Annotated in this window: 18 protein-coding genes and 3 tRNA genes; 17 read left to right on the forward strand and 4 right to left on the reverse strand. The window is 39.3% G+C overall.

What is annotated here, in order from left to right; genetic code table 11:
• Nucleotides 1-181: 181 nt before the first annotated feature.
• From ACQKII_RS21175 to ACQKII_RS21190, 4 genes are all read right to left on the reverse strand, one after another.
• The gene (locus ACQKII_RS21175) at nucleotides 182-433 is read right to left on the reverse strand and encodes a hypothetical protein (protein WP_427462435.1); all 252 of its coding nucleotides are present in this window, start codon (nucleotides 431-433) and stop codon (nucleotides 182-184) included.
• Nucleotides 434-653: 220 nt separating this feature from the next.
• A tRNA-Glu gene (locus ACQKII_RS21180) sits at nucleotides 654-725 on the reverse strand.
• A gap of 5 nt (nucleotides 726-730) precedes the next feature.
• A tRNA-Met gene (locus tag ACQKII_RS21185) sits at nucleotides 731-807 on the reverse strand.
• Nucleotides 808-817: 10 nt separating this feature from the next.
• A tRNA-Gly gene (locus tag ACQKII_RS21190) sits at nucleotides 818-892 on the reverse strand.
• A 453-nt stretch (nucleotides 893-1,345) separates the two neighbouring features.
• On the opposite strand from ACQKII_RS21190, the gene ACQKII_RS21195 reads away from it, so the two are divergent.
• The 17 genes from ACQKII_RS21195 (at nucleotide 1,346) to lysS (ending at nucleotide 20,739) form a co-directional block, all read left to right on the forward strand.
• Nucleotides 1,346-3,739, forward strand: a complete 2,394-nt coding sequence (locus ACQKII_RS21195) for a SpoIIE family protein phosphatase (protein WP_427462436.1) — start codon at nucleotides 1,346-1,348, stop codon at nucleotides 3,737-3,739.
• A 28-nt stretch (nucleotides 3,740-3,767) separates the two neighbouring features.
• Nucleotides 3,768-5,174, forward strand: a complete 1,407-nt coding sequence (gene tilS / locus ACQKII_RS21200; RefSeq protein ID WP_427462437.1) for a tRNA lysidine(34) synthetase TilS — start codon at nucleotides 3,768-3,770, stop codon at nucleotides 5,172-5,174.
• 68 nt (nucleotides 5,175-5,242) lie between these two features.
• Nucleotides 5,243-5,785, forward strand: a complete 543-nt coding sequence (hpt, locus tag ACQKII_RS21205) for a hypoxanthine phosphoribosyltransferase (RefSeq protein WP_427462438.1) — start codon at nucleotides 5,243-5,245, stop codon at nucleotides 5,783-5,785.
• Nucleotides 5,786-6,088: 303 nt separating this feature from the next.
• Nucleotides 6,089-8,113, forward strand: a complete 2,025-nt coding sequence (gene ftsH, locus ACQKII_RS21210; RefSeq protein WP_427462439.1) for an ATP-dependent zinc metalloprotease FtsH — start codon at nucleotides 6,089-6,091, stop codon at nucleotides 8,111-8,113.
• A gap of 109 nt (nucleotides 8,114-8,222) precedes the next feature.
• Nucleotides 8,223-9,071 carry an aldo/keto reductase gene (locus ACQKII_RS21215; protein ID WP_427462452.1) on the forward strand — a complete coding sequence of 283 codons (849 nt, stop codon included), beginning with the start codon at nucleotides 8,223-8,225 and terminating at the stop codon, nucleotides 9,069-9,071.
• A 334-nt stretch (nucleotides 9,072-9,405) separates the two neighbouring features.
• Nucleotides 9,406-10,173, forward strand: coding sequence for a type III pantothenate kinase (locus ACQKII_RS21220; protein ID WP_427462440.1), 768 nt, complete (start codon nucleotides 9,406-9,408; stop codon nucleotides 10,171-10,173).
• A gap of 20 nt (nucleotides 10,174-10,193) precedes the next feature.
• Nucleotides 10,194-11,075: an Hsp33 family molecular chaperone HslO gene (gene hslO, locus ACQKII_RS21225; protein ID WP_427462441.1), complete on the forward strand. Its 882-nt coding sequence runs from the start codon at nucleotides 10,194-10,196 to the stop codon at nucleotides 11,073-11,075.
• On the forward strand, nucleotides 11,059-12,018 hold the full coding sequence (locus ACQKII_RS21230; protein WP_427462442.1) for a peptidyl-prolyl cis-trans isomerase: 960 nt from the start codon (nucleotides 11,059-11,061) through the stop codon (nucleotides 12,016-12,018). Before hslO ends, ACQKII_RS21230 begins: the two co-directional genes overlap by 17 nt.
• A 149-nt stretch (nucleotides 12,019-12,167) precedes the next feature.
• Nucleotides 12,168-13,097 carry a cysteine synthase A gene (gene cysK / locus ACQKII_RS21235; RefSeq protein ID WP_427462443.1) on the forward strand — a complete coding sequence of 310 codons (930 nt, stop codon included), beginning with the start codon at nucleotides 12,168-12,170 and terminating at the stop codon, nucleotides 13,095-13,097.
• A 156-nt stretch (nucleotides 13,098-13,253) separates the two neighbouring features.
• Nucleotides 13,254-14,633 carry an anthranilate synthase component I family protein gene (locus ACQKII_RS21240; RefSeq protein WP_427462453.1) on the forward strand — a complete coding sequence of 460 codons (1,380 nt, stop codon included), beginning with the start codon at nucleotides 13,254-13,256 and terminating at the stop codon, nucleotides 14,631-14,633.
• Nucleotides 14,630-15,211 carry an aminodeoxychorismate/anthranilate synthase component II gene (pabA, locus tag ACQKII_RS21245; protein ID WP_427462444.1) on the forward strand — a complete coding sequence of 194 codons (582 nt, stop codon included), beginning with the start codon at nucleotides 14,630-14,632 and terminating at the stop codon, nucleotides 15,209-15,211. Before ACQKII_RS21240 ends, pabA begins: the two co-directional genes overlap by 4 nt.
• Entirely contained in the window at nucleotides 15,212-16,051 is an 840-nt protein-coding gene (pabC, locus tag ACQKII_RS21250) for an aminodeoxychorismate lyase (protein ID WP_427462445.1), read from the forward strand. It abuts the gene before it with no gap.
• 13 nt (nucleotides 16,052-16,064) lie between these two features.
• Nucleotides 16,065-16,919, forward strand: a complete 855-nt coding sequence (folP, locus tag ACQKII_RS21255) for a dihydropteroate synthase (RefSeq protein WP_427462446.1) — start codon at nucleotides 16,065-16,067, stop codon at nucleotides 16,917-16,919.
• The gene (gene folB / locus ACQKII_RS21260; protein ID WP_427462447.1) at nucleotides 16,919-17,287 is read left to right on the forward strand and encodes a dihydroneopterin aldolase; all 369 of its coding nucleotides are present in this window, start codon (nucleotides 16,919-16,921) and stop codon (nucleotides 17,285-17,287) included. Before folP ends, folB begins: the two co-directional genes overlap by 1 nt.
• Nucleotides 17,284-17,805, forward strand: a complete 522-nt coding sequence (gene folK, locus ACQKII_RS21265; RefSeq protein WP_427462448.1) for a 2-amino-4-hydroxy-6-hydroxymethyldihydropteridine diphosphokinase — start codon at nucleotides 17,284-17,286, stop codon at nucleotides 17,803-17,805. Before folB ends, folK begins: the two co-directional genes overlap by 4 nt.
• 178 nt (nucleotides 17,806-17,983) lie before the next feature.
• Nucleotides 17,984-19,024 carry a tRNA dihydrouridine synthase DusB gene (gene dusB, locus ACQKII_RS21270; protein WP_427462449.1) on the forward strand — a complete coding sequence of 347 codons (1,041 nt, stop codon included), beginning with the start codon at nucleotides 17,984-17,986 and terminating at the stop codon, nucleotides 19,022-19,024.
• A gap of 212 nt (nucleotides 19,025-19,236) precedes the next feature.
• Entirely contained in the window at nucleotides 19,237-20,739 is a 1,503-nt protein-coding gene (lysS, locus tag ACQKII_RS21275) for a lysine--tRNA ligase (RefSeq protein WP_427462450.1), read from the forward strand.
• Nucleotides 20,740-21,327: the final 588 nt, after the last annotated feature.

The following is a 21,327-nucleotide window of genomic DNA, read 5'->3' on the forward strand; positions in this document are numbered from 1 at the left end:
GAACAAAGGCTGATCCCTTTTTGTATTGGTTGGTAAATAGTTTCAAAATTTATATTGGATTCACTTGATGACAAGGAGATAAACTTGGCGATAAGGAATTTTATTAGAAATTAAAAAAAGCACGTAACTCAATTTTATTAAAAAAGAAATTACGTGTTAGGCAGTGCATATTATGTTGTATCTATAATGTGGATGTGGGTCCTTTTTTCTTTTTAGGTGCTGGTACAGTTGGTTGCTCGATAGATTCTTCAGCTAATTTTTCAGCTGGATGGACAACCATTTTCACAAGTAAAAAAACACCATAGATGCTAATAACTAAACCTGCGAGTAATAATAATATTTGTACATAGAATGGCAAATTAATGAGTATCGATGCGAGAATAATCATCGAGCCACTTCCACAGATTAAAGCGGCTTTTGTTAATGAACCCAAAGAAAGTAACCCCCTCAATAACAAGTGCATTTTATTTTAAGTATGCCACAATTTTTGCAAGGTAGCATAATCAAAAGACGAACTGATCTAGATTACAGACAATTGTCTTTGTCAAAACATCTTAAGTACTGATGATAGTCATACTTAGTTGACAAAATACGCTGCATTATTTATAGAAAAAGCGTCTCAGAAGTACTTCTGAGACGCTTTTTGTGCATGATGACCCCTACGGGATTCGAACCCGTGTTACCGCCGTGAAAGGGCGGTGTCTTAACCGCTTGACCAAGGGGCCTACTATGGTGGCGGCCGAGGGGATCGAACCCCCGACCTTACGGGTATGAACCGTACGCTCTAGCCAGCTGAGCTAGGCCGCCAATATTCAAATGGAGCGGAAGACGAGGTTCGAACTCGCGACCCCCACCTTGGCAAGGTGGTGTTCTACCACTGAACTACTTCCGCATACCTCTTCTTTTTAAAGGACAAATTAAATAATACAAGCGATTATAATAAGAGTCAAGTAGATTTTTAAAAATAGTTAATAAAAATAAGCGATATGTATAAATTAAACATTTCCATTTAGAACTATACGATGATAAATCGTCATCAAGCCTACAGAATAGAGAACGACGTTTGTTGCATCAGTCATTATGATAGGTATGAATTTCAGTATCTTGATCAAATTTTGTAGGTATTTGTTTTTGTCTGGTAATGATCGTGTACATTTTCTCCGCCTTACAGGGAAGAAAACTACTGATTATATGTAACTAACAGTTTTTATAGTAGTTGCTGCCATTTCTCGTATTTATGCATACGTATTCGTCGAAAATTTTATATTTTTTTCTGTCATCGTCAGACAATCTTTCCACACATAATTTCTTATAATAGCCAAAAGTGTAGAAAGGGGATCGTGAAATGACAAGTGTTGAATGGTATGAAACAGAGCATGTAGAAGACCAAAAATTAGGGGCGAAAAAAAGACTATTATTAATAGGCTCCCTATTTTTTTTAACATCCTTTTTTTTAGCTCAGTCTGTTGTGTTTGAAGCAGCTGTACCTTTCTCCGTTCCTTTTTGGGCAATAATTCGTAGCAAGTACAAGGAATATGCCAAGTTTGTGTTATTTGGAAGTTTGATTGGTTGTTTTTTTCTTGGCTTTGGACAAGTGCTCATTTTGGCACTACAAATCGTTATGTATGAATGCATCATGCGTTTTCGCTATTGGCAGTTGCCACAAAGTATTGCAGTATCACTAGCTGTAATAATCGTCCAAATTTTGTGGCAAGGAGTTATGTATCAGGGCTTACCACCTGTGCTTGTACAGTTTTATGTGGGTTGTGAAGCAGCCTTAGCCCTTATCATGACATTATTTATGCAGGTCCTGTTTGTAAACTCCTATGAGTGGTTTACTAGTCATTGGACATATGAAAAGCTAGGTTCAGGGTTAGTCGTATTTGCCGCCATGCTTACGGGCATGCAGGCAGTGGTTATTAGTTATTTTTCATTGCCGATTTTTTTATTACAGTTACTTATTTGCTTTGGAGCTTTGGTCGGAAGTGTGCCGTTAGCGACGGTAATCGGGGCGGTACTTGGAACACTAATAGGTGTTGCGAAGCTGTCGTTTACAGGGATGTTATCTGTTGCAACATTAACCGGACTATGTGCTGGTATGGGCGCTCGGGCAGGGAGATTTGGTGTGGCAATTGGAAGTATTATGCCAAGTGTGTTTTTTTTATTCTATGATGCAACATTGCCGTTAGATAGTGTATATTTTACGTCGATTGTTATCGGGAGTATTATTTTCTTAGTTATTCCAAAAAGTTATTCGGACAAGGTGAGGAACAAGTTGTTTCCACAACGTGAAGAAGTATTATTAGCACGCCAGCATTGGTTGACAGAGCATGTTACGTTGAAGTTAGAACACTTTCAACACTTTGTACAATTCATGAAGGAGCTAGTATTTGAGCGTTTTATGACAGCTCCTGTAGCAACGAAGGAAGAAGTCGCTCCCATGAATACATGTTTAAGCTGTTTTCGCCATGATAGGTGTTGGGGTGCACAAAACAATGGTATGGACAAGCTAATGACAGATTGGTTTCATATGAAGGGTGTGGGAAAGGATTCTTCCATTCACCGCGTAGAAGAACAAATACGTTATAAATGTGTAAAATCGACAAAGATTTTTGAAGAACTAGATACAGAGTTGTATAGAGAGCGCATTAATGGGCAGTATTTTCATGGGAAGAAAATGATTGCACTGCAATTACGTGATATGAGCAATCATCTAAATCAGCTAATTGCAGAGATGAAAGAGGAGACGATTTCTTTCGTCAGTGTGGAAAAGGATATTATTCAGCGTTTGAAGGATGCGAATATCGAATGTTTTCAGCTAGATGTGTTAAGCAATAAAGCAGGTGCGCGAAAAATTGTATGTGCACTAGCTCCTGCACGCGTCAACTGGGAGGACGATACGACATTAGCGGAACGGATGATTTTACCGATATTATATGATATTTTCGATGAACCTTTCGAAATTGAGAAGGTAGTCACATGTGATGTACCGTTCCGTCACATTCAAATCAGCTTTAGGTCTGCTATTAGCTTCGAAGTAGAGTATGATATATATAGTATGTCAAAAGATGCGACATTGTATTCAGGGGACTCACATGCCCTATTTCAATTGCATCCTGGGCTCTTCGCGATTTTATTATCAGATGGTATGGGACAGAGTAAAGAAGCTCAACATGAGAGTAGGAAATTGATTCATTTGATGCGAGAATGTTTAAATTTCAATATGAACCCAGAGACAGCCATGCATACTTTGCATTATGTCATGTCACTGAAGCAGCAAAATGATATGTATGCCACACTTGATTTTGCACTCGTTGACTTGCAACATGGTGATTTATGGTCATGGAAGGCTGGCGGAATGTCTACGTATATTTTACGTGGTAAAGAGGTGTTGAAGGTTGAAAGTAATGCTGCACCAGTTGGATTCTTGTCTATTTCAGCGGTCGAGGCTGAAAAAAGAAAGTTGAAGGCGGGTGATGTCATTCTCATGCATTCAGATGGCTTATTTTCAAGTGTAGCTGATTGGGATGAACAGGAAGAGGCATTTTTAGCACAAGCACAACAGGTTGCTGGCACAAATAAATCGATACAAGAAAAGTTAACAACTATTATGCAGTCCTTCCAAGCTTATTATGAGATAGAAGATGATTGTACAGTTTTGATGTTAGAAGTTACACATGTTGTCCCAACTTGGGCTGTCTTTAGACCGGTTCAATACTCCATGAGTAAGACATCATAAAAGAAAACGAAAAGGGGAGGAGAAGCGTTTGTCATTTGAATTAAAGGTCAAACAATTTATTGAAGAAGAGCAATTATTACAGCAAGACGACCATCTTCTCGTCGCCGTTTCGGGCGGTGTAGACTCTATGGCTTTGCTCCATTATTTTGTAAAAACAAAAGAGCAATGGGGAATTAGGATAGAAGCGGTGCATGTCGATCATATGCTGAGAGGTGAGGCATCTGCGGAAGATAGGGCTTTCGTCCAACGATATTGCAACAAATACGGCATTATCTTGCATGCAACTGCAATCCCAATACCCGAAATTATGGCTTTAGAAAATGGAAACTCACAGCTTATTTGTCGCAGAGAGCGTTATCGTTATTTCGGAGAAGTCGTGCAAAAAACGATGGCTACCAAGCTTGTAACTGCACATCATGCGGACGACCAACTGGAGTCAGTATTAATGGCCCTGACGAAAAATGCAACGATGAATAGTATGCAAGGTATTCGCCCACAGCGTTTTTTTGAAGGAAAATCATTAATTCGTCCGTTTTTAACGGTTACAAAGACTGAAATAAGGGAATATTTACAGAAGCAAGGTTTAGATTATAGAGAAGATGCTAGCAACAATAAAGACGATTATGTAAGAAATCGTTTTAGACACCACGTAGTACCCTTATTGGAAGTAGAAAATCCTCGAGTAGCAGAGCAGGTGAGTCATTTTACACAGCATTTGCAAGAAGATGAGGCATTCTTGATGACAATGGCACAAGAATCATTTTCCAAGATAGTGAAAAGAAACAACGGAAATATGTATAGTATGGAGATTGCAACATTTCAATTGGTACCAGTTGCTTTACAAAGGAGACTCATTTTAATACTATTAAACTATCTTTACAAAGATTCAAATACGATACAAAGTTATGCTTTATTGACTTCACTTTCAAAGCTATGTGAAGCGACAGCAGGTAATGCTGAGGTTCACTTGCCAGAGGGGTTAATAGCAGTTCGCAGTTACGGAAAATTTACGATTCAGAAAAATGAATCATGCGCAGGTCAAACTGCTGCTGAGAAACAGATAATTTCGACTACAAATGGGTGGAAAACACTGACAAATGGTATGCGTCTTTGTTTAGTTAAATTGCCTGAATTATCAACTGAATTGCTGACGGATACTGCACAACTTTTTTATTTTAACGCTAGCAAACTTACACTTCCGCTCTATGTTAGAGTACGTAAGGAAGGAGACCGAATGCTGTTAAAAGGAATGGATCAGCCAAAACGCTTATCTCGCCTTTTTATAGATGAAAAGATTCCTTTAAATGAGCGAAATAGCTGGCCGTTACTGATTACTCAATCTGATGAGGTCGTAGCGGTAATTGGTGTGCGTATGGGAATTTTCTTTTCCACCACTGCACAGCCAAACGATGATACAGTGCTCATCGTAGACTAATGGTCTTTGTAAAATATTTCACCTTTATTAAGGCTGAAAATTTTTGATACACACGAGGAGGAATCGATATGTTACAAAATGACATCGAAAAAATTATGATTACGGAAGAACAATTGCAAGAAAGAATTGCTGAGTTAGGTGCTCAATTGACAGAGGAATACCAAGATTCATTCCCGTTAGCTGTTGGTGTACTAAAAGGTGCGATGCCATTTATGACTGACTTGATGAAACGTTTCGATTCTTTCATCGAGCTGGATTTTATGGATGTCTCTAGTTATGGGAATGCTACGGTTTCATCTGGTGAAGTGAAAATCTTAAAGGATCTAAATACAAGCGTTGAAGGACGGGACGTATTAATTATCGAAGACATTATCGATAGTGGTTTAACTTTAAGCTACCTAGTTGATCTATTTAAGTACCGTAAGGCAAAATCCATTAAAATCGTTACACTTTTAGACAAACCGTCAGGACGTAAAGTGAACCTGTCTGCAGATTATGTTGGTTTTAAGGTACCCGATGGATTTGTTGTTGGTTATGGTTTAGACTATGCAGAGAGGTACCGAAACTTACCTTATATCGGTATTTTAAAGCCAGCAGTCTACTCTTTTTAATTTTAAATAGTTAACTGAGAAACGTAAACTGTATAAAATTAAAGCCTCCAGCGGATGCTATAGATTTTGAGCTGTTTGCACACAATTCAAAATCTGGACACATTGTTTAACTGTACCGAAAGCACGAAAGCACAGCACTAGGTACAATTAAGTTGGAACGTAATTTGCTACAAATAAATATGTTTAGATTTTGACAAAAATCGAACGAAACTTTTTTTAAGTAAGGCTTTTCGTTGTATGATGAAATCATGGTATGTTAAGATTTTACTTATAATTTTTCTGTTTGTAATGAGGAGGCTGGAGATGAATCGAATATTTCGATATACCATATTTTATTTACTGATTTTCTTAGTGATTATCGGTATATTTGGTACTTTCAACGGTGGAAAATCACCGACGAAAGAAATTACTTATCCAGAGTTTTTAGAGGCTCTTGATAAGAATGAAATTACAGAAGCAAAAATTCAACCTGATAAATCAGTTTATATCGTTGAAGGTTCAATGAAGGGCTATGAAAAAGGCGAAAGTTTTACAGTGAACCTACCACGTGACAATCAATCGTTAATGGATCGAATCGATGCTGCTGCGAAAGATAAAAATAGCAATATTGATTTTTTAAAAGCACCAGAGACTAGCGGATGGGTACAGTTTTTCACAGGAATCATCCCATTCATCATCATCATCTTCTTATTCTTCTTCCTAATGAGTCAATCTCAAGGTGGAGGCAATAAAGTAATGAGCTTTGGTAAAAGTAAAGCTAAACTCTATGATGATCAAAAGAAAAAGGTTCGTTTTACAGATGTAGCGGGTGCAGATGAAGAGAAAGCGGAACTTATAGAGGTTGTTGATTTCTTAAAAGATCACCGCAAATTCACTGAAATCGGCGCACGTATTCCAAAAGGTATCTTACTTGTAGGTCCTCCAGGTACAGGTAAAACATTACTTGCTCGTGCGGTAGCAGGCGAAGCAGGCGTTCCATTCTTCTCGATTTCGGGTTCTGACTTCGTAGAAATGTTTGTCGGTGTCGGTGCATCACGTGTTCGTGACTTATTTGAAAACGCGAAGAAAAATGCACCATGTATCATTTTCATCGATGAAATTGATGCGGTTGGTCGCCAACGTGGCGCAGGTCTTGGTGGCGGTCACGATGAACGTGAACAAACACTGAACCAATTGTTAGTTGAAATGGATGGCTTCGGTGCAAATGAAGGTATTATTATCATCGCTGCAACAAACCGCCCAGATATTTTAGATAAAGCCTTATTACGTCCTGGTCGTTTTGACCGTCAAATTACTGTAGGACATCCTGATGTAAAAGGTCGTGAAGCAATTCTAAAAGTGCATGCACGCAATAAACCTTTAGCAGATTCAGTTGATTTGGGTGCTGTAGCACAACGTACACCTGGTTTCTCAGGTGCGGATTTAGAAAACTTATTAAACGAAGCTGCACTTGTAGCAGCACGTAAAAGTAAACGTTCGATAAATATGGCAGATATCGATGAGGCGTCTGACAGAGTAATTGCGGGTCCAGCGAAAGCTAGCCGTGTATACTCAGCTAAAGAGAAAAAACTTGTTTCCTTCCATGAAGCAGGGCATGTTGTTGTTGGTCTACAACTTGATGAAGCGGATACAGTACACAAAGTAACAATTGTCCCTCGTGGTCAAGCGGGTGGTTATGCGATTATGTTACCGAAGGAAGAACGTTTCTTCACGACAAAACAAGAGCTGTTAGATCGTATTGCTGGGCTTCTTGGTGGTCGCGTAGCTGAGGAAATTGTACTTGGCGAAGTATCTACCGGTGCTCATAATGACTTCCAAAAAGTAACAAGCATAGCACGTGCTATGGTTACTGAATATGGTATGAGTGAGAATCTTGGCGCAATGCAATTTGGTTCAAGTCAGGGTGGCAATGTATTCTTAGGTCGTGACTTTAATTCTGATCAAAACTATTCAGATTCGGTTGCCTATGAAATTGATAAAGAAATGCAAAAAATTATCGATACGCAGTATGAGCGTACGAAACGTATTTTAACGGAAAAACGTACTTTACTTGATTTAATTGCGACAACATTGATGGAAAAAGAAACATTGAACGCGCAAGAAATTGAGCATTTACGTGACCATGGCGTTTTACCAGAACCAGAGGTTGTGGAAAAACTGGACGCTCCAAAAGCTGAAGCACAGCCAATGCTAGAAAAAGTTGGGGAACAACCAATTATTAAAAAAGAGCTGCTAAGTGATGAACCGAATCCAACAACAGCTGATTTACCAAAAGACGATGGTGAACGACAAGATACACCAAAAGGTTTCGATGAAAAGCGTGATTAATGACGTAGTGGACTGTTTACGAATTTCGTAAACAGTCTTTTTCTTTGCCTTTTTTTAGCATAAAGCATTAGGATATAGATAGTATATTATGCAATTGCATAATAAATGGATGGGAGTGTTGAACTTGGGAAACGTAACATTGAATAATGGCCTTGAAATGCCGTTAATTGGCTATGGGGTTTTTCGTGTGCCTGAAGGTGAAGACTTGGCAGAGGCCGTGAAAACAGCAATTGCTAAAGGCTATCGTAGTATTGATACAGCTCAAATATATCGCAACGAAGAAAGTGTTGGGCGAGGAATTCGTGCAGCAATCGCTGAAGGATTAGTAACACGTGAAGAACTATTTGTGACATCAAAGGTGTGGAACGACGGGCTTTCCTATGAAGAGACACTTACAGCCTATGATAGTAGTTTAGAAAAATTAGGGCTAGAATATTTGGACCTCTATTTAATTCATTGGCCAGGTATAGATAAAAACCATGTTGAAGCATATAAAGCACTTGAAAAAATTTATCAAGATGGCCGTGTGCGTTCAATTGGTGTAAGTAACTTTCATGTGCATCATCTAGAAAATTTATTAAAAGAGACAACGGTTATCCCTGTTATAAATCAAATTGAATTCCATCCGCATTTAACGCAAGAGGAAGTGCGAGCCTATTGTAAGGAACATGGTATTCAAGTAGAGGCATGGTCACCTCTGATGAATGGTACTCTGTTGGAGGAAGCGTTAATTCAAGAGTTAGCTGCTAAATATAGTAAAATGCCTGCACAAATTGTTTTACGATATGATGTTCAGCATAGCGTTGTGACTATTCCAAAAACAATGACGCCTGCGCGTATGACAGAAAACTTAAAAGTCTTTGATTTTTCACTGACAGATGAAGAAATGGCGAAGTTAGATGCATTGAACGATGGCTTGCGCTGCGGTCCAGACCCAGAAAAATTTAATTTTAAATAATGCTCAAGGAGCAACCTTCATTACACGTTGGTTTGCTCCTTTTATCATGAGTATGAATGCTATTTCCTTCGTTTAAAATTATGGTATCATTTTCTAAAGTGTTCTAACTTTATTCGGTAGAAATCTCTCATCTCTATTGTACGGAGATAATTTCAACTATTTGTTTATTCAGTGGACGTTAGAATACTGTATAAAGTTATAGCCTCAGGCGGATGTTACAGATTTGGAATAGTGTTGAATATCTTTGCGCATAACAATGTCCAAACAAACTGTTTATTTGACTGAATGCAGACAGAACGCTCGTCGAGGTGCAATAGATATGGAGGCTTCAGGCATGATTTTAGTATTAGATGCAGGAAATTCAAATATAGTATTAGGTGTCTATGATGCTAATGAACAACTAGCTTTCCATTGGCGAATGGTGACCGATCTTCATAAAACGGAAGATGAGTATGCGATGCAAGTACAAGCCTTTTTTAATCATGCAGGCATTTCATTTGAACAAATTATGGGCATTATTATATCCTCGGTTGTACCGCCTATTATGTTTTCATTAGAAGCGATGTGTCAAAAGTATTTTCATAAAAAACCACTTGTTGTTGGCCCAGGTGTGAAAACAGGATTAAATATTAAATACGAAAATCCAAGAGAGGTTGGGTCAGATCGCATAGTGAATGCTATTGCCGCACTTGATGCTTACAAGACACCACTCATTATTGTTGATTTTGGTACAGCGACAACATTTTGTTATTTGAATGAAAAAGGTGACTACATGGGTGGTGCTATAGCCCCGGGTATTACCATTTCTACGGAAGCGTTGTATACGCAAGCCGCTCGATTACCGCGTATTGAAATAATGCGCCCTACACATATTGTTGGGAAAACAACAGTTTCTGCCATGCAGGCCGGAATTTTTTATGGCTTTGTTGGACAAGTTGAGGGCATCGTTAATCGCATGAAGACACAAAGTAAAGAAGAACCACTTGTTATTGCGACGGGTGGGTTAGCAAATTTAATTGCTGGGGAGACGCAAGCTATTGATGTGGTCGATCCGTTTTTAACATTAAAAGGCTTATATCAGCTATATAAACGCAATCACTAAGAAATGAGGGACTATCATCTATGAAAGATTATTTAGTAAGAGGTTTAGGGTTTAATGGGCAGGTGCGTGTATTTGCAGCCTGTACTACGGCAACAGTAGGAGAGGCTCAACGTCGTCATAATACATGGCCAATCGTGTCTGCAGCACTTGGACGTTCCATGACAGCGGGTGTAATGATGGGAGCCATGTTGAAAGGCGAAGAAAAAATTACCATCAAAATTGAAGGTGACGGTCCAATCGGTCCTATGGTAATTGATAGTAATGCTAAGGGTGAAGTTCGTGGCTTTGTGACAAATCCTCAGGTGCATTTTGATTTAAATGAGCATGGTAAGTTAGACGTGCGTGCAGGTGTTGGGACAGAGGGTGCATTAACGGTTGTAAAAGATCTTGGCCTACGCGATATGTTCTCCGGACAAACGCCAATCGTGTCAGGAGAAATTGCAGAAGACTTTACTTACTATTTCGCTACTTCTGAACAGGTGCCATCATCAGTAGGCTTAGGTGTATTAGTAAATCCAGATAACACAATTCTTGCAGCAGGTGGTTTTATTCTTCAACTAATGCCAGGCTGTGAAGAAGAAACAATAAATGAAATCGAACAGCATCTAGCGACTTTAGAACCGGTTTCAAAAATGATTGAAAAAGGCTATACACCAGAGCAAATTTTAGAAGCAGTTTTGGGGAAAGATCATGTCCGAATTTTAGATTCAATGCCGGTTGAATTTAAGTGTCAATGTTCAAAAGAGCGATTTGGTGCAGCCATTATAGGATTAGGGTCAGCAGAAATTCGAGAAATGATTGAAGAAGATGGCGAAGCAGAAGCGCAATGTCATTTCTGTTTAGAAACATATCATTTTTCAAAAGAAGAGCTAGAAGGGTTCATCGATGAGCTCAACGCGTAATCGACGGCCTCTAGCATCTACCAACCAAACGCCCTTATCGCAACGACGCTTAAAGACGAAACCGGTTTTAATAGTACTAGCTATTTTGTTATTAGGAAATCTGTTATGGTTTATTGCTTGGTTAATTCCCAATAAAGCACAGGAAATTGGTAGCGACGAACAAGTCGCTGCCATTGATGGTGATCATATAACACGCCAAGAGTGGATGATTGCTATGGAAGAACGTTATGGCAAAGAGACATTACAAAACTTAGTCAATGAATCCGTAATGGAAAAGGCGGCCAAAAAATACAAAATTAAAGTATCTGATAAAGAAATTGATTTAGAGCTTGCTTTAATGCGGTCAGCGCAAGATAAATTTGATACGGCAATGCAAAATCTCTCTGCAGATCAACTACGACAAAAAATACGTTCACAGCTAATATTAGATAAGGTACTTACAAAAGATATGGACATTAAAGAAAATAGTATAGAAAAAGACTATGAGGAAAATAAGGCTCTTTACAATATTGAAACAAGCTATCGTACAAAGTTTATTGAAGTAGCATCCAAAAAAGCAGCTGAAGAAGCATTAAGTGAACTTAAAAACGGTTCTGATTTTTCAGTGTTAGCACGTGAAATTTCAGTGGATAGTGCATCTGCTAGTTTGGGTGGAGATATTGGCTTCCTGACAGAAAAACAGGAAAATATCGATCCTTCAATACGGAAGGCGGCTAAAGCATTATCAGCAAAAGAGATTAGTAAGGCGTTTAAGTTGGATAATGGTCATTATGCGATTGTGCAAGTTCAAGAAGTAATAGAAGGTCAATCCTTTACATATGACGATGTGAAAGAACATATTGAACGTGAGCTTGCACTGGAGCAATTGCCACAATCCGTGACACCAGAAGCATTTTGGTCGGAATTTAAAGCAACTTGGTATTACGGAGAAGAAAAGAAATGATGAGGAGCCAGGAAGTCGCATACTTTCTGGCTTATAATAAATTTTCTGAAAATATAAGTTTTATTTATTGACAATCGAATGGAAAACTTGATAAAATACAAAATAAGTAAAACCTATAAAAATAGTAGGGATTGGGAGTGGAATGTATAATGAGTAAATTAGCAAACTCAGTAGCTGAATTAGTTGGTAAAACGCCAATCGTAAAATTAAATCATGCAACAAATGAAAATGAAGGTACAGTATACGTAAAATTAGAATATTTTAACCCAGGTAGTTCAGTAAAAGACCGTTTAGCATTAGCGATGATCGAAGCAGCTGAAAAAGATGGTACTTTAAAACCTGGTGGCACAATTATTGAACCAACTTCAGGTAATACGGGGATTGGTTTAGCGATGATTGCTGCGGCAAAAGGCTATAAAGCGATTCTAGTAATGCCAGAAACGATGAGCTTAGAGCGTCGTAACTTATTGCGTGCTTATGGTGCAGACCTTGTGTTAACACCAGGGCCAGCAGGTATGAAAGGTGCGATTGCAAAAGCAGAAGAATTATCTACTGAGCATGGCTACCTCCTTCCGCAACAATTTACAAACCCAGCAAATGCAGTTGTTCACCGTTTAACAACAGGTCCTGAAATCGTAGAAGCATTCGAAGGTTTAAAATTGGATGCATTTGTAGCGGGCGTTGGTACGGGTGGTACAATCACAGGTGCTGGTGGTGTATTAAAAGAGAATTACCCAGAAATCGAAATTATCGCTGTTGAGCCAAAAGATTCTCCAGTGTTGTCAGGTGGTCAACCAGGTCCACATAAAATCCAAGGTATTGGTGCTGGTTTCGTACCAGCAGTATTAGATACAGATGTTTATACATCTGTATTCCCTGTAGAAAACGAAATTTCATTTGATGTAGCTCGTAAAGTAGCTCGTGAAGAAGGTATCTTATGTGGTATTTCTTCAGGTGCAGCTATCTACGCTGCTATTGAAACAGCAAAACGTTTAGGAAAAGGCTCGAACGTTCTTGCAATCGTACCTTCAAACGGTGAACGTTACCTATCAACTCCTTTATATCAATTCGAAGACTAATCTTACTTTTTATCACGAGACTCCATTAATTGGAGTCTCGTTTTTCGTTTAGCAAAAAAATTAGCCTCACTGCATTTTTCACGTTAAGATGGAATTACATCATATGATTTAAAGGGGAGTTGCAACGTGGGAACATTACATACGACAACATTGAAAATGGATGCAGACGCATTTTTTTATAGCTATAAAAGGCAAACAGAAGAAGAACAGGCACATGTTTTTTTAGAAAGTGGGCGTGGGGGACATTTTAACATCGCTGCTTGGCAACCGTTAGCGACTGCGCAATCGATTGAGGATGGCTTACATGTAAGGTGGAGAAATGGCAATAGTGAAATCTTATACGGTGAACCACTTGCTTTACTGGAAGAATTAGTCGCAAGATATCAAATTCCTTATCATATTGAGCTCCCTGTTTTTCAGGGTGGCGCGATTGGCTTTGTGTCTTATGATTATGCACGCAAAATTGAAGTGTTGCCAGAGATAGCGGCAGATGATTTGTCTGTGCCAGACATTTATTTTTATATTTTTGACTGCTGGGCAGTGCATGATGTAAATACAAATGTTGTTACGCTTATGAAGCTAGAAGGCTGTGAAGTGAATTTGGAGGAGCGTGCACATGCATGGCAGGTAGCAGCACAAGAAGGTATTACTACACGCAAATTCGAAAAGGCAAATGCAGTAGAGATTGTCAACGATGAAAGTGAATTACTCGTGTCTTTTGCAGGGACTGATTTTGAAGCAGCAGTAAGTAAAATCCAAAAATACATCGCGCAAGGGGATGTATTTCAGGTGAATTTGTCTGTACGTCAATCAAAAAAATTAAATGCTACAGCTATTGATGTATATGAGGCATTGCGTGCATTTAATCCTTCCCCCTATATGGCTTACATTGAAGCGACAGATTTTGCTGTCGTATCTGGTTCGCCCGAGCTCTTAGTGAAACGCCACGGAAATGAATTATCAACGCGCCCAATAGCAGGGACGCGTCCAAGAGGAAAATCACAAGAGGAAGACTTAGCATTAGCGCAGGAATTAATTGATAACGAGAAGGAACGAGCTGAGCACGTAATGCTTGTTGATTTGGAACGTAATGATATAGGACGAGTGTCGGCGTACGGTACTGTTGAGGTAGATGAATTTATGGTTATTGAACGCTATTCGCATGTTATGCATATTGTTTCCAATGTACGGGGTGAAATTGCTGATGGCAAGACCAATGCCGATGTGGTACGTGCAATGTTTCCTGGTGGTACTATCACTGGAGCACCTAAAATTCGGACGATGGAGATTATTGAGGAACTAGAGCCGGTGCGCCGAGGGTTATATACAGGCTCGATTGGCTGGTTAGGCTATACAGGTGACATGGAGTTTAATATTGTTATACGAACAGCATTTATCCAAGATGGAGTAGCCCATATTCAAGCAGGTGCAGGTATTGTTATTGACTCCATACCAGAAAGGGAGCACCAAGAGTCCTTAAATAAAGCGAAAGCGATGTGGCAGGCAAAGGCGATGGCAGAGGAGCGAGCAAAATGATTTTAATGATTGATAACTATGATTCTTTTACGTATAACCTTGTACAGTATTTTGGCGAGTTTGGACATGAACTGATTGTGAAGCGAAATGATATGTTAACGGTAGAAGATATTGAACAACTTGCGCCTGATATGATCGTTATATCGCCGGGGCCATGTAGTCCAAATGAGGCAGGAGAAAGTTTAAATATTATCAAATATTTCACGGGAAATATTCCGATTTTAGGGGTTTGCCTTGGTCATCAAGCGATTGCACAGGTTTTTGGTGGCAAAGTTATTCGTGCCGAGCGATTAATGCATGGCAAGACCTCTCCTGTGTTGCATGCTGAAATTGGCTTACATACAGGTATGCCGAATCCGTTCCAAGCAACCCGTTATCACTCGCTTATTGTAGAGAAGGAATCATTACCAGAATGCTTTGAAGTGACAGCATGGACAACGGAAGGCGAGATTATGGGTATTCGTCATAAGGACTACCCAATTGAAGGGGTTCAATATCATCCCGAGTCTATTATGACCGAGCAAGGTAAAAAATTGCTGCGTCATTTTATAGAACTGTACGTAGAGGGAGTAAAATAAATGCAATGCTGGATGAATGGCAACTATATTGCAGCGGAGGATTTACGAATTTCTCCATTTGATCACGGTTTTTTATATGGGCTTGGTTTTTTTGAAACGTTTCGAACATACAACGGGAAGGTGCTATGTTGGGAGGCACATATAGAAAGGTTACAAGCGGCTCTTGCCCAATACCGTATATACATGTCCTGTACAGAGGATGACTTACTCGCGGTGATTGAGCAATTGAATGTTCAGGCTGGCGGACAAGATGGTTATTTTCGTATAAATGTATCAGCTGGAGATCATGGTATTGGTTTACAGCCGACAAAATATATGGAGCCGAATGTAATTGTTTTTCGCAAGGAGTTACTTGATACGCCTCGTGGAAAGGAAAAATCAGCGCAGTGGTTAGTAACACGTCGTAATACTCCTGAACGTGGTATTCGTGTCAAGTCACATCATTACGGCAATAATGTTTTGGGGCGCTTTGAAATGCCGTCATTGGCGGAACAAGAGGGTTTCTTTTTAACGGAGGCTGGCTATGTGGCTGAAGGTGTAACATCAAATATTTTTTGGGTGAAAAATGATATACTATATACGCCTTCCTTAGAGACAGGCATTTTACCTGGCATTACGCGGGCATGGGTTATAGAGCGAGCACGATCTCTCGGTATTGAAGTGCAGCTAGGGCTTTTTACGAAAGAGGATACAGAGCAAAGTTCTGAATGCTTTATTACAAATTCCGTGCAAGAACTTGTTCCAATTCGTGCATTAGAGAATGTGCAGCTACTTGGCAACAAAGGACCTATTTATATACGTTTGCATGAAGCGTTTGTGAAGGAAATGGAACAAGGATAAAAGGAGTATCAAGATGTTAGAAAAATATAAAACTCCGTTAACGATTAACGGAATTACTTTAGACTATACTAGCGAAACGTTTGTCATGGGAATTTTGAATGTCACACCCGATTCTTTTTCAGATGGAGGTAAATACAATAACGTTGAAGCAGCCGTTGCGCAAGCGAAAAAGATGGTAGCTGATGGCGCTAAAATTATTGATGTTGGTGGTGAGTCCACACGACCTGGCTATGAGCGTATTTCCGATGAAGATGAAATTGGACGTATTGTACCGGTTATTCAAGCATTGCTTGCTGAAGTACCAGCAATTATTTCGGTGGATACGTATAAAGCGAATGTAGCACGTGCAGCGGTTGAAGCGGGTGCACATATCATTAACGATATTTGGGGTGCAAAGTCAGAACCTGAGATTGCGCAGGTTGCAGCACAACTAAATGTGCCTATCATTCTAATGCATAACCGTGAAAATCAGAACTATGGTGCTGGTTTTTGGGCAACAGCAAAGGCTGACTTAGAAGAAAGTATCTCGATTGCAAAGAAGGCTGGTGTACCCGATACCCACATTATTTTAGATCCAGGGATTGGCTTTGCAAAAACGACGACTCACAATATTGAAATGATGCAGCATTTAGATGATTTAGTGTTAATGGGTTATCCTGTGCTACTGGCAACATCACGTAAGTCAATGATTGGCAATGTGCTGAAGCTGCCAGTTGAGCAGCGTTTAGAAGGTACCGCTGCAACAGTTGTATATGGCATTGAAAAGGGTTGTCATATGATCCGCGTGCACGATGTGAAGGAAATGGCTCGTGCTACGTATATGACGGACGTGTTAGTTGGTAAACGATTATATGAGGAGGAAGCTTAATGGATTATATTCATTTAAAGGACATGCAGTTTTACGGCTATCACGGTGTGTTAGCGGCTGAAACTACCCTAGGTCAACGCTTCCGTGCCAATGTTTCCCTCGCGGTTGATATGACAAAAGCTGGTGAAACGGATGATTTGGTTTATACAGTGAATTATGCTGAGGTATATGCGATATGCCGTGATATTGTAGAAGGTGAACCCTTTAAACTAATTGAAGCGCTTGTATCAAAAATTGCCAACACTGTGCTAAAGGCATATCCTGACAAAGTAAAAGGTGTTCGCGTGGAGCTTATTAAGCCAGATCCACCGATACAGGGCTATTACAAAGAGGTATCTGTTGAAGTGACGAGAGGTGAATTCCGATGAATAATGTCTTTCTATCAATCGGTACAAATATTGGCGAGCGTTATGATAATCTTCAGCAAGCTATTAAGCTTTTAATGGAGAAGGAAAAAATAGAGGTTGTCCGAATTTCTTCAATTTATGAAACTGCGGCTGTGGGCTTTACAGATCAAGCAGATTTTTTAAATATTGCAGTTTCTATTAAAACGAGTTATTCTCCTTCTGAAATGTTGGGAATTTGCCAGTCAGTTGAAAACGAACTAGGGCGTGTTCGTGAATTTCGTTGGGGTCCTCGAATCATTGACCTTGATATTTTACTTTATAATCACGAAAATATTGAAACAGAGAACTTAATTGTTCCACATCCAAGAATGTATGAACGGGCTTTTGTGTTAGTGCCACTGATAGAAATTACACCTACACCAGTGGGCGAGCAATTACAGCTAGCTCATGATACGTTGAAACAGTTGAATTGTGAAAATGAAGGCGTAACCTTATGGAAAGAATCGCTAGAGCAAAATATGGTGGGTTCCGTTAAATAAATCACACAACCTAAAGATAAAATTATTAAGAGTGTTGTGATGACACTGATGATTCTCTTAGGGAGTCTGATTGATAAACGGAACCATTAGTGGATGTATTAACAACTATGGCACGGCCATTAATAATAGATACTTAGGAATTGAAGGGTGAGAGCCCACTAGAAGGAGGAAATCAACGTTGAGTCAGTCAACTGAGAAGCCGTTCCAAATTGGCGATATTGTCATGGACAACCGTGTCGTATTAGCACCAATGGCCGGAATTTGTAACTCTGCTTTCCGTTTAACAGTTAAGGAATTTGGAGCAGGGCTTGTATATGCTGAAATGATTAGTGATAAAGGAATTGTCCAAAAGAACGAAAAAACATTAGGCATGCTATATATCGATGAACGTGAAAACCCACTATCTTTGCAAATCTTTGGTGGAGATAAAGCAACATTAGTAGAGGCGGCAAAGTATGTAGACGAAAATACAACAGCGGATATTATTGATATTAATATGGGCTGCCCAGTTAATAAAATCATTAAATGTGAAGCGGGTGCTCGATTACTTTTAGATCCAAATAAAATATACGAAATGGTAGCAGCTGTTGTTGATGCGGTGAAAAAGCCAGTCAGTGTAAAAATGCGAATTGGTTGGGATGACCAACATGTATTTGCTGTTGAAAATGCTCAAGCTGCAGAACGTGCTGGTGCTTCAGCGGTAGCAGTGCACGGTCGTACACGTGTTCAAATGTATGAAGGTAAAGCGAATTGGGATATTATTCGTCAAGTAAAAGAAAACGTCTCTATTCCTGTGCTTGGAAATGGCGATGTCGAAACGCCGCAAGATGCGAAGCGTATGCTTGAAACAACTGGAGTAGATGCAGTGATGATTGGCCGTGCTGCATTAGGGAATCCATGGATGATTTATCGGACTGTGCAGTATCTGGAAACAGGTGAACTAAAAGAAGAGCCAGGTGTACGAGAAAAAATTGATGTGTGTTTATTACACTTTGAACGTCTTATGCAATTAAAAGGTGAAATCGTAGCCGTGCGTGAAATGCGCAAGCATGCATCATGGTACTTGAAAGGCATTCGTGGTAACGGTAAAGCACGTAATGCAATTAACCAAACAGAAACGGCTGTGGAGCTTCGCGCCCTATTAAATGGACTTGTCCAAGAATATGAGGAACGCGAATCTAATCTTCTTATTCCAGAGTTAAAAGAAATGATTCTATAAAAGTACAAGGAGACGTCTTATTAGGGATGTCTCCTTTTTACATGACAGCGGTAGCATTGAGAAAGTGGGGGTGTTTCTATTAAGCACTTTAATTATTTGAATTATTAATCATTTTGACTCTTGTGGAAATTAAACCGAAACAGATGAATACAGCTTTAAAATTGTGTACAATAGAAATATTATGGACGTAAACGCGGACAATTTAATAAGGAGTGAAACAAGTGTCAAACATAGAAGAATTAAATGATCAGCTTTTGGTGAGACGCCAAAAAATGACGACTATTCGTGAAAATGGTCAAGATCCGTTTGGTAGCCGTTTTGAACGAACACATTTATCAACAGAAGTACGTGAACAATTTGCGGATCAAACAAAAGAGCAGCTAGAAGAAAACCTTCAAGAGGTTATTATCGCAGGTCGTATTATGACAAAGCGTGGTAAAGGAAAGGCTGGCTTTGCACATATTCAAGATTTAGGTGGGCAAATTCAAATTTATGTTCGCCAAGACCACGTTGGTGAAGAGGCTTACGAATTATTCAAACAAGCTGACTTAGGTGATATCGTAGGTATTCGTGGTAACGTCTTCCGCACACAAGTAGGAGAGCTTTCAGTAAAAGCAGAAGGATTTACATTCCTGACGAAGGCATTACGTCCAATGCCAGAGAAATTCCACGGCTTACAGGATGTAGAGCAACGTTATCGTCAACGTTACTTAGATTTAATGACAAATGAAGATAGCAAAAATACATTTATTACACGTTCTAAAATCATTCGTGCTATTCGAAACTATTTAGATAATGAAGGTTATTTGGAAGTCGAAACGCCAATGCTTCATACAATTGCTGGTGGTGCAGCGGCTCGTCCGTTCATTACACACCATAATGCGCTTGATATGGAACTCTATATGCGTATCGCTATTGAATTGCACTTAAAACGTTTAATCGTTGGTGGACTTGAAAAAGTATATGAAATTGGCCGTGTTTTCCGTAACGAAGGTATTTCAACACGTCACAATCCTGAATTCACAATGATTGAGCTATACGAAGCATACGCAGACTACAAAGATATTATGTCTCTAACGGAAAACTTAATTGCACATGTAGCGCAAGAAGTTCTTGGTTCGACAACAGTTCAATATGGAGAAGATGAAATTAACCTCGCTGCAGGTTGGAAACGTGTCCATATGGTAGATGCCGTTAAAGAAGCTACGGGTGTGGACTTCTGGCAAGCTATGACAAAAGAACAAGCACAAGCGCTTGCTCAGGAGCATGGAGTAGAAGTTAAACCTTCACATGAAGTGGGTCATATCATTAATGAGTTTTTCGAGCAAAAAGTAGAAGAGACACTTGTGCAGCCAACATTTGTATTCGGACACCCAGTAGAAATCTCACCTCTAGCTAAGAAAAATCCAGAGGATGAGCGTTTCACAGACCGTTTTGAACTGTTTATCGTTCGTCGTGAGCATGCAAATGCATTCACAGAACTTAATGATCCAATCGATCAACGAGAACGCTTTGAAGCGCAGTTAGCTGAAAAAGAAGCTGGTAACGATGAAGCGCACGATATGGATAATGATTTCGTAGAAGCGTTGGAATATGGTATGCCGCCAACAGGTGGTTTAGGTATCGGTATCGACCGTTTAATCATGCTTTTAACAAACTCTCCATCAATCCGTGACGTACTATTATTCCCGACGATGCGCCACATTACAAAATGATTTCTATATAAAAGAAGGTCCTAATTAAAAGGGCCTTCTTATTTTATCGAGATTTACAAGAAACCGATGTATAGTAAAAAAATTAATGTCATAGCTACAACAAATACTAGAAATAACAATGCTCGAAAAGTCTATTAATAGCTTACTAATGAATGATTTATCGAAAAAGATATTTTTATAGTAAAAACACTTGCGCTTGTTATAGATTCGTGATAAATTATTACTTGTCGTTAAGACGACGCGAGAAAAACATAACGAACTTGAAATTGCATCACAAAAAAGATGTTGACAACAACTTCTCGAAGTGATAGATTATAAGAGTTGTCACTTTTGACAGGGTGAAAAAACTTGAAAAAAGTTGTTGACAACGAAAGTGAGAAATGTTAAGATATAAAAGTTGCTGAAACAAAGCGGCGACAAAATGAACCTTGAAAACTGAACAAGCAAAACGTAATCAATAAAGTTTTTAGTAGCTAACTTCGGTAAGTGAACAAAACAAAATTTTGGACATCAAAATTGATGCCAGCAAAACAATTTGAGCTTATCAAATTTCTTTTATGGAGAGTTTGATCCTGGCTCAGGACGAAC

The sequence above is a fragment of the Lysinibacillus sp. NPDC048646 genome (genome assembly GCF_050272295.1).
Taxonomy (GTDB): Bacteria; Bacillota; Bacilli; order Bacillales_A; family Planococcaceae; genus Lysinibacillus.

What these genes read in the sequence shown, in the direction of transcription:
- ACQKII_RS21215 (WP_427462452.1), top strand. Translation starts at nt 8,223, where the DNA reads ATGGGAGTGTTGAACTTGGGAAACGTAACATTGAATAATGGCCTTGAA.
- ACQKII_RS21230 (WP_427462442.1), top strand. Translation starts at nt 11,059, where the DNA reads ATGAGCTCAACGCGTAATCGACGGCCTCTAGCATCTACCAACCAAACG.
- hpt (WP_427462438.1), top strand. Translation starts at nt 5,243, where the DNA reads ATGTTACAAAATGACATCGAAAAAATTATGATTACGGAAGAACAATTG.
- ftsH (WP_427462439.1), top strand. Translation starts at nt 6,089, where the DNA reads ATGAATCGAATATTTCGATATACCATATTTTATTTACTGATTTTCTTA.
- ACQKII_RS21240 (WP_427462453.1), top strand. Translation starts at nt 13,254, where the DNA reads ATGGATGCAGACGCATTTTTTTATAGCTATAAAAGGCAAACAGAAGAA.
- folK (WP_427462448.1), top strand. Translation starts at nt 17,284, where the DNA reads ATGAATAATGTCTTTCTATCAATCGGTACAAATATTGGCGAGCGTTAT.
- ACQKII_RS21220 (WP_427462440.1), top strand. Translation starts at nt 9,406, where the DNA reads ATGATTTTAGTATTAGATGCAGGAAATTCAAATATAGTATTAGGTGTC.
- pabA (WP_427462444.1), top strand. Translation starts at nt 14,630, where the DNA reads ATGATTTTAATGATTGATAACTATGATTCTTTTACGTATAACCTTGTA.
- ACQKII_RS21195 (WP_427462436.1), top strand. Translation starts at nt 1,346, where the DNA reads ATGACAAGTGTTGAATGGTATGAAACAGAGCATGTAGAAGACCAAAAA.
- cysK (WP_427462443.1), top strand. Translation starts at nt 12,168, where the DNA reads ATGAGTAAATTAGCAAACTCAGTAGCTGAATTAGTTGGTAAAACGCCA.
- folP (WP_427462446.1), top strand. Translation starts at nt 16,065, where the DNA reads ATGTTAGAAAAATATAAAACTCCGTTAACGATTAACGGAATTACTTTA.
- pabC (WP_427462445.1), top strand. Translation starts at nt 15,212, where the DNA reads ATGCAATGCTGGATGAATGGCAACTATATTGCAGCGGAGGATTTACGA.
- folB (WP_427462447.1), top strand. Translation starts at nt 16,919, where the DNA reads ATGGATTATATTCATTTAAAGGACATGCAGTTTTACGGCTATCACGGT.
- hslO (WP_427462441.1), top strand. Translation starts at nt 10,194, where the DNA reads ATGAAAGATTATTTAGTAAGAGGTTTAGGGTTTAATGGGCAGGTGCGT.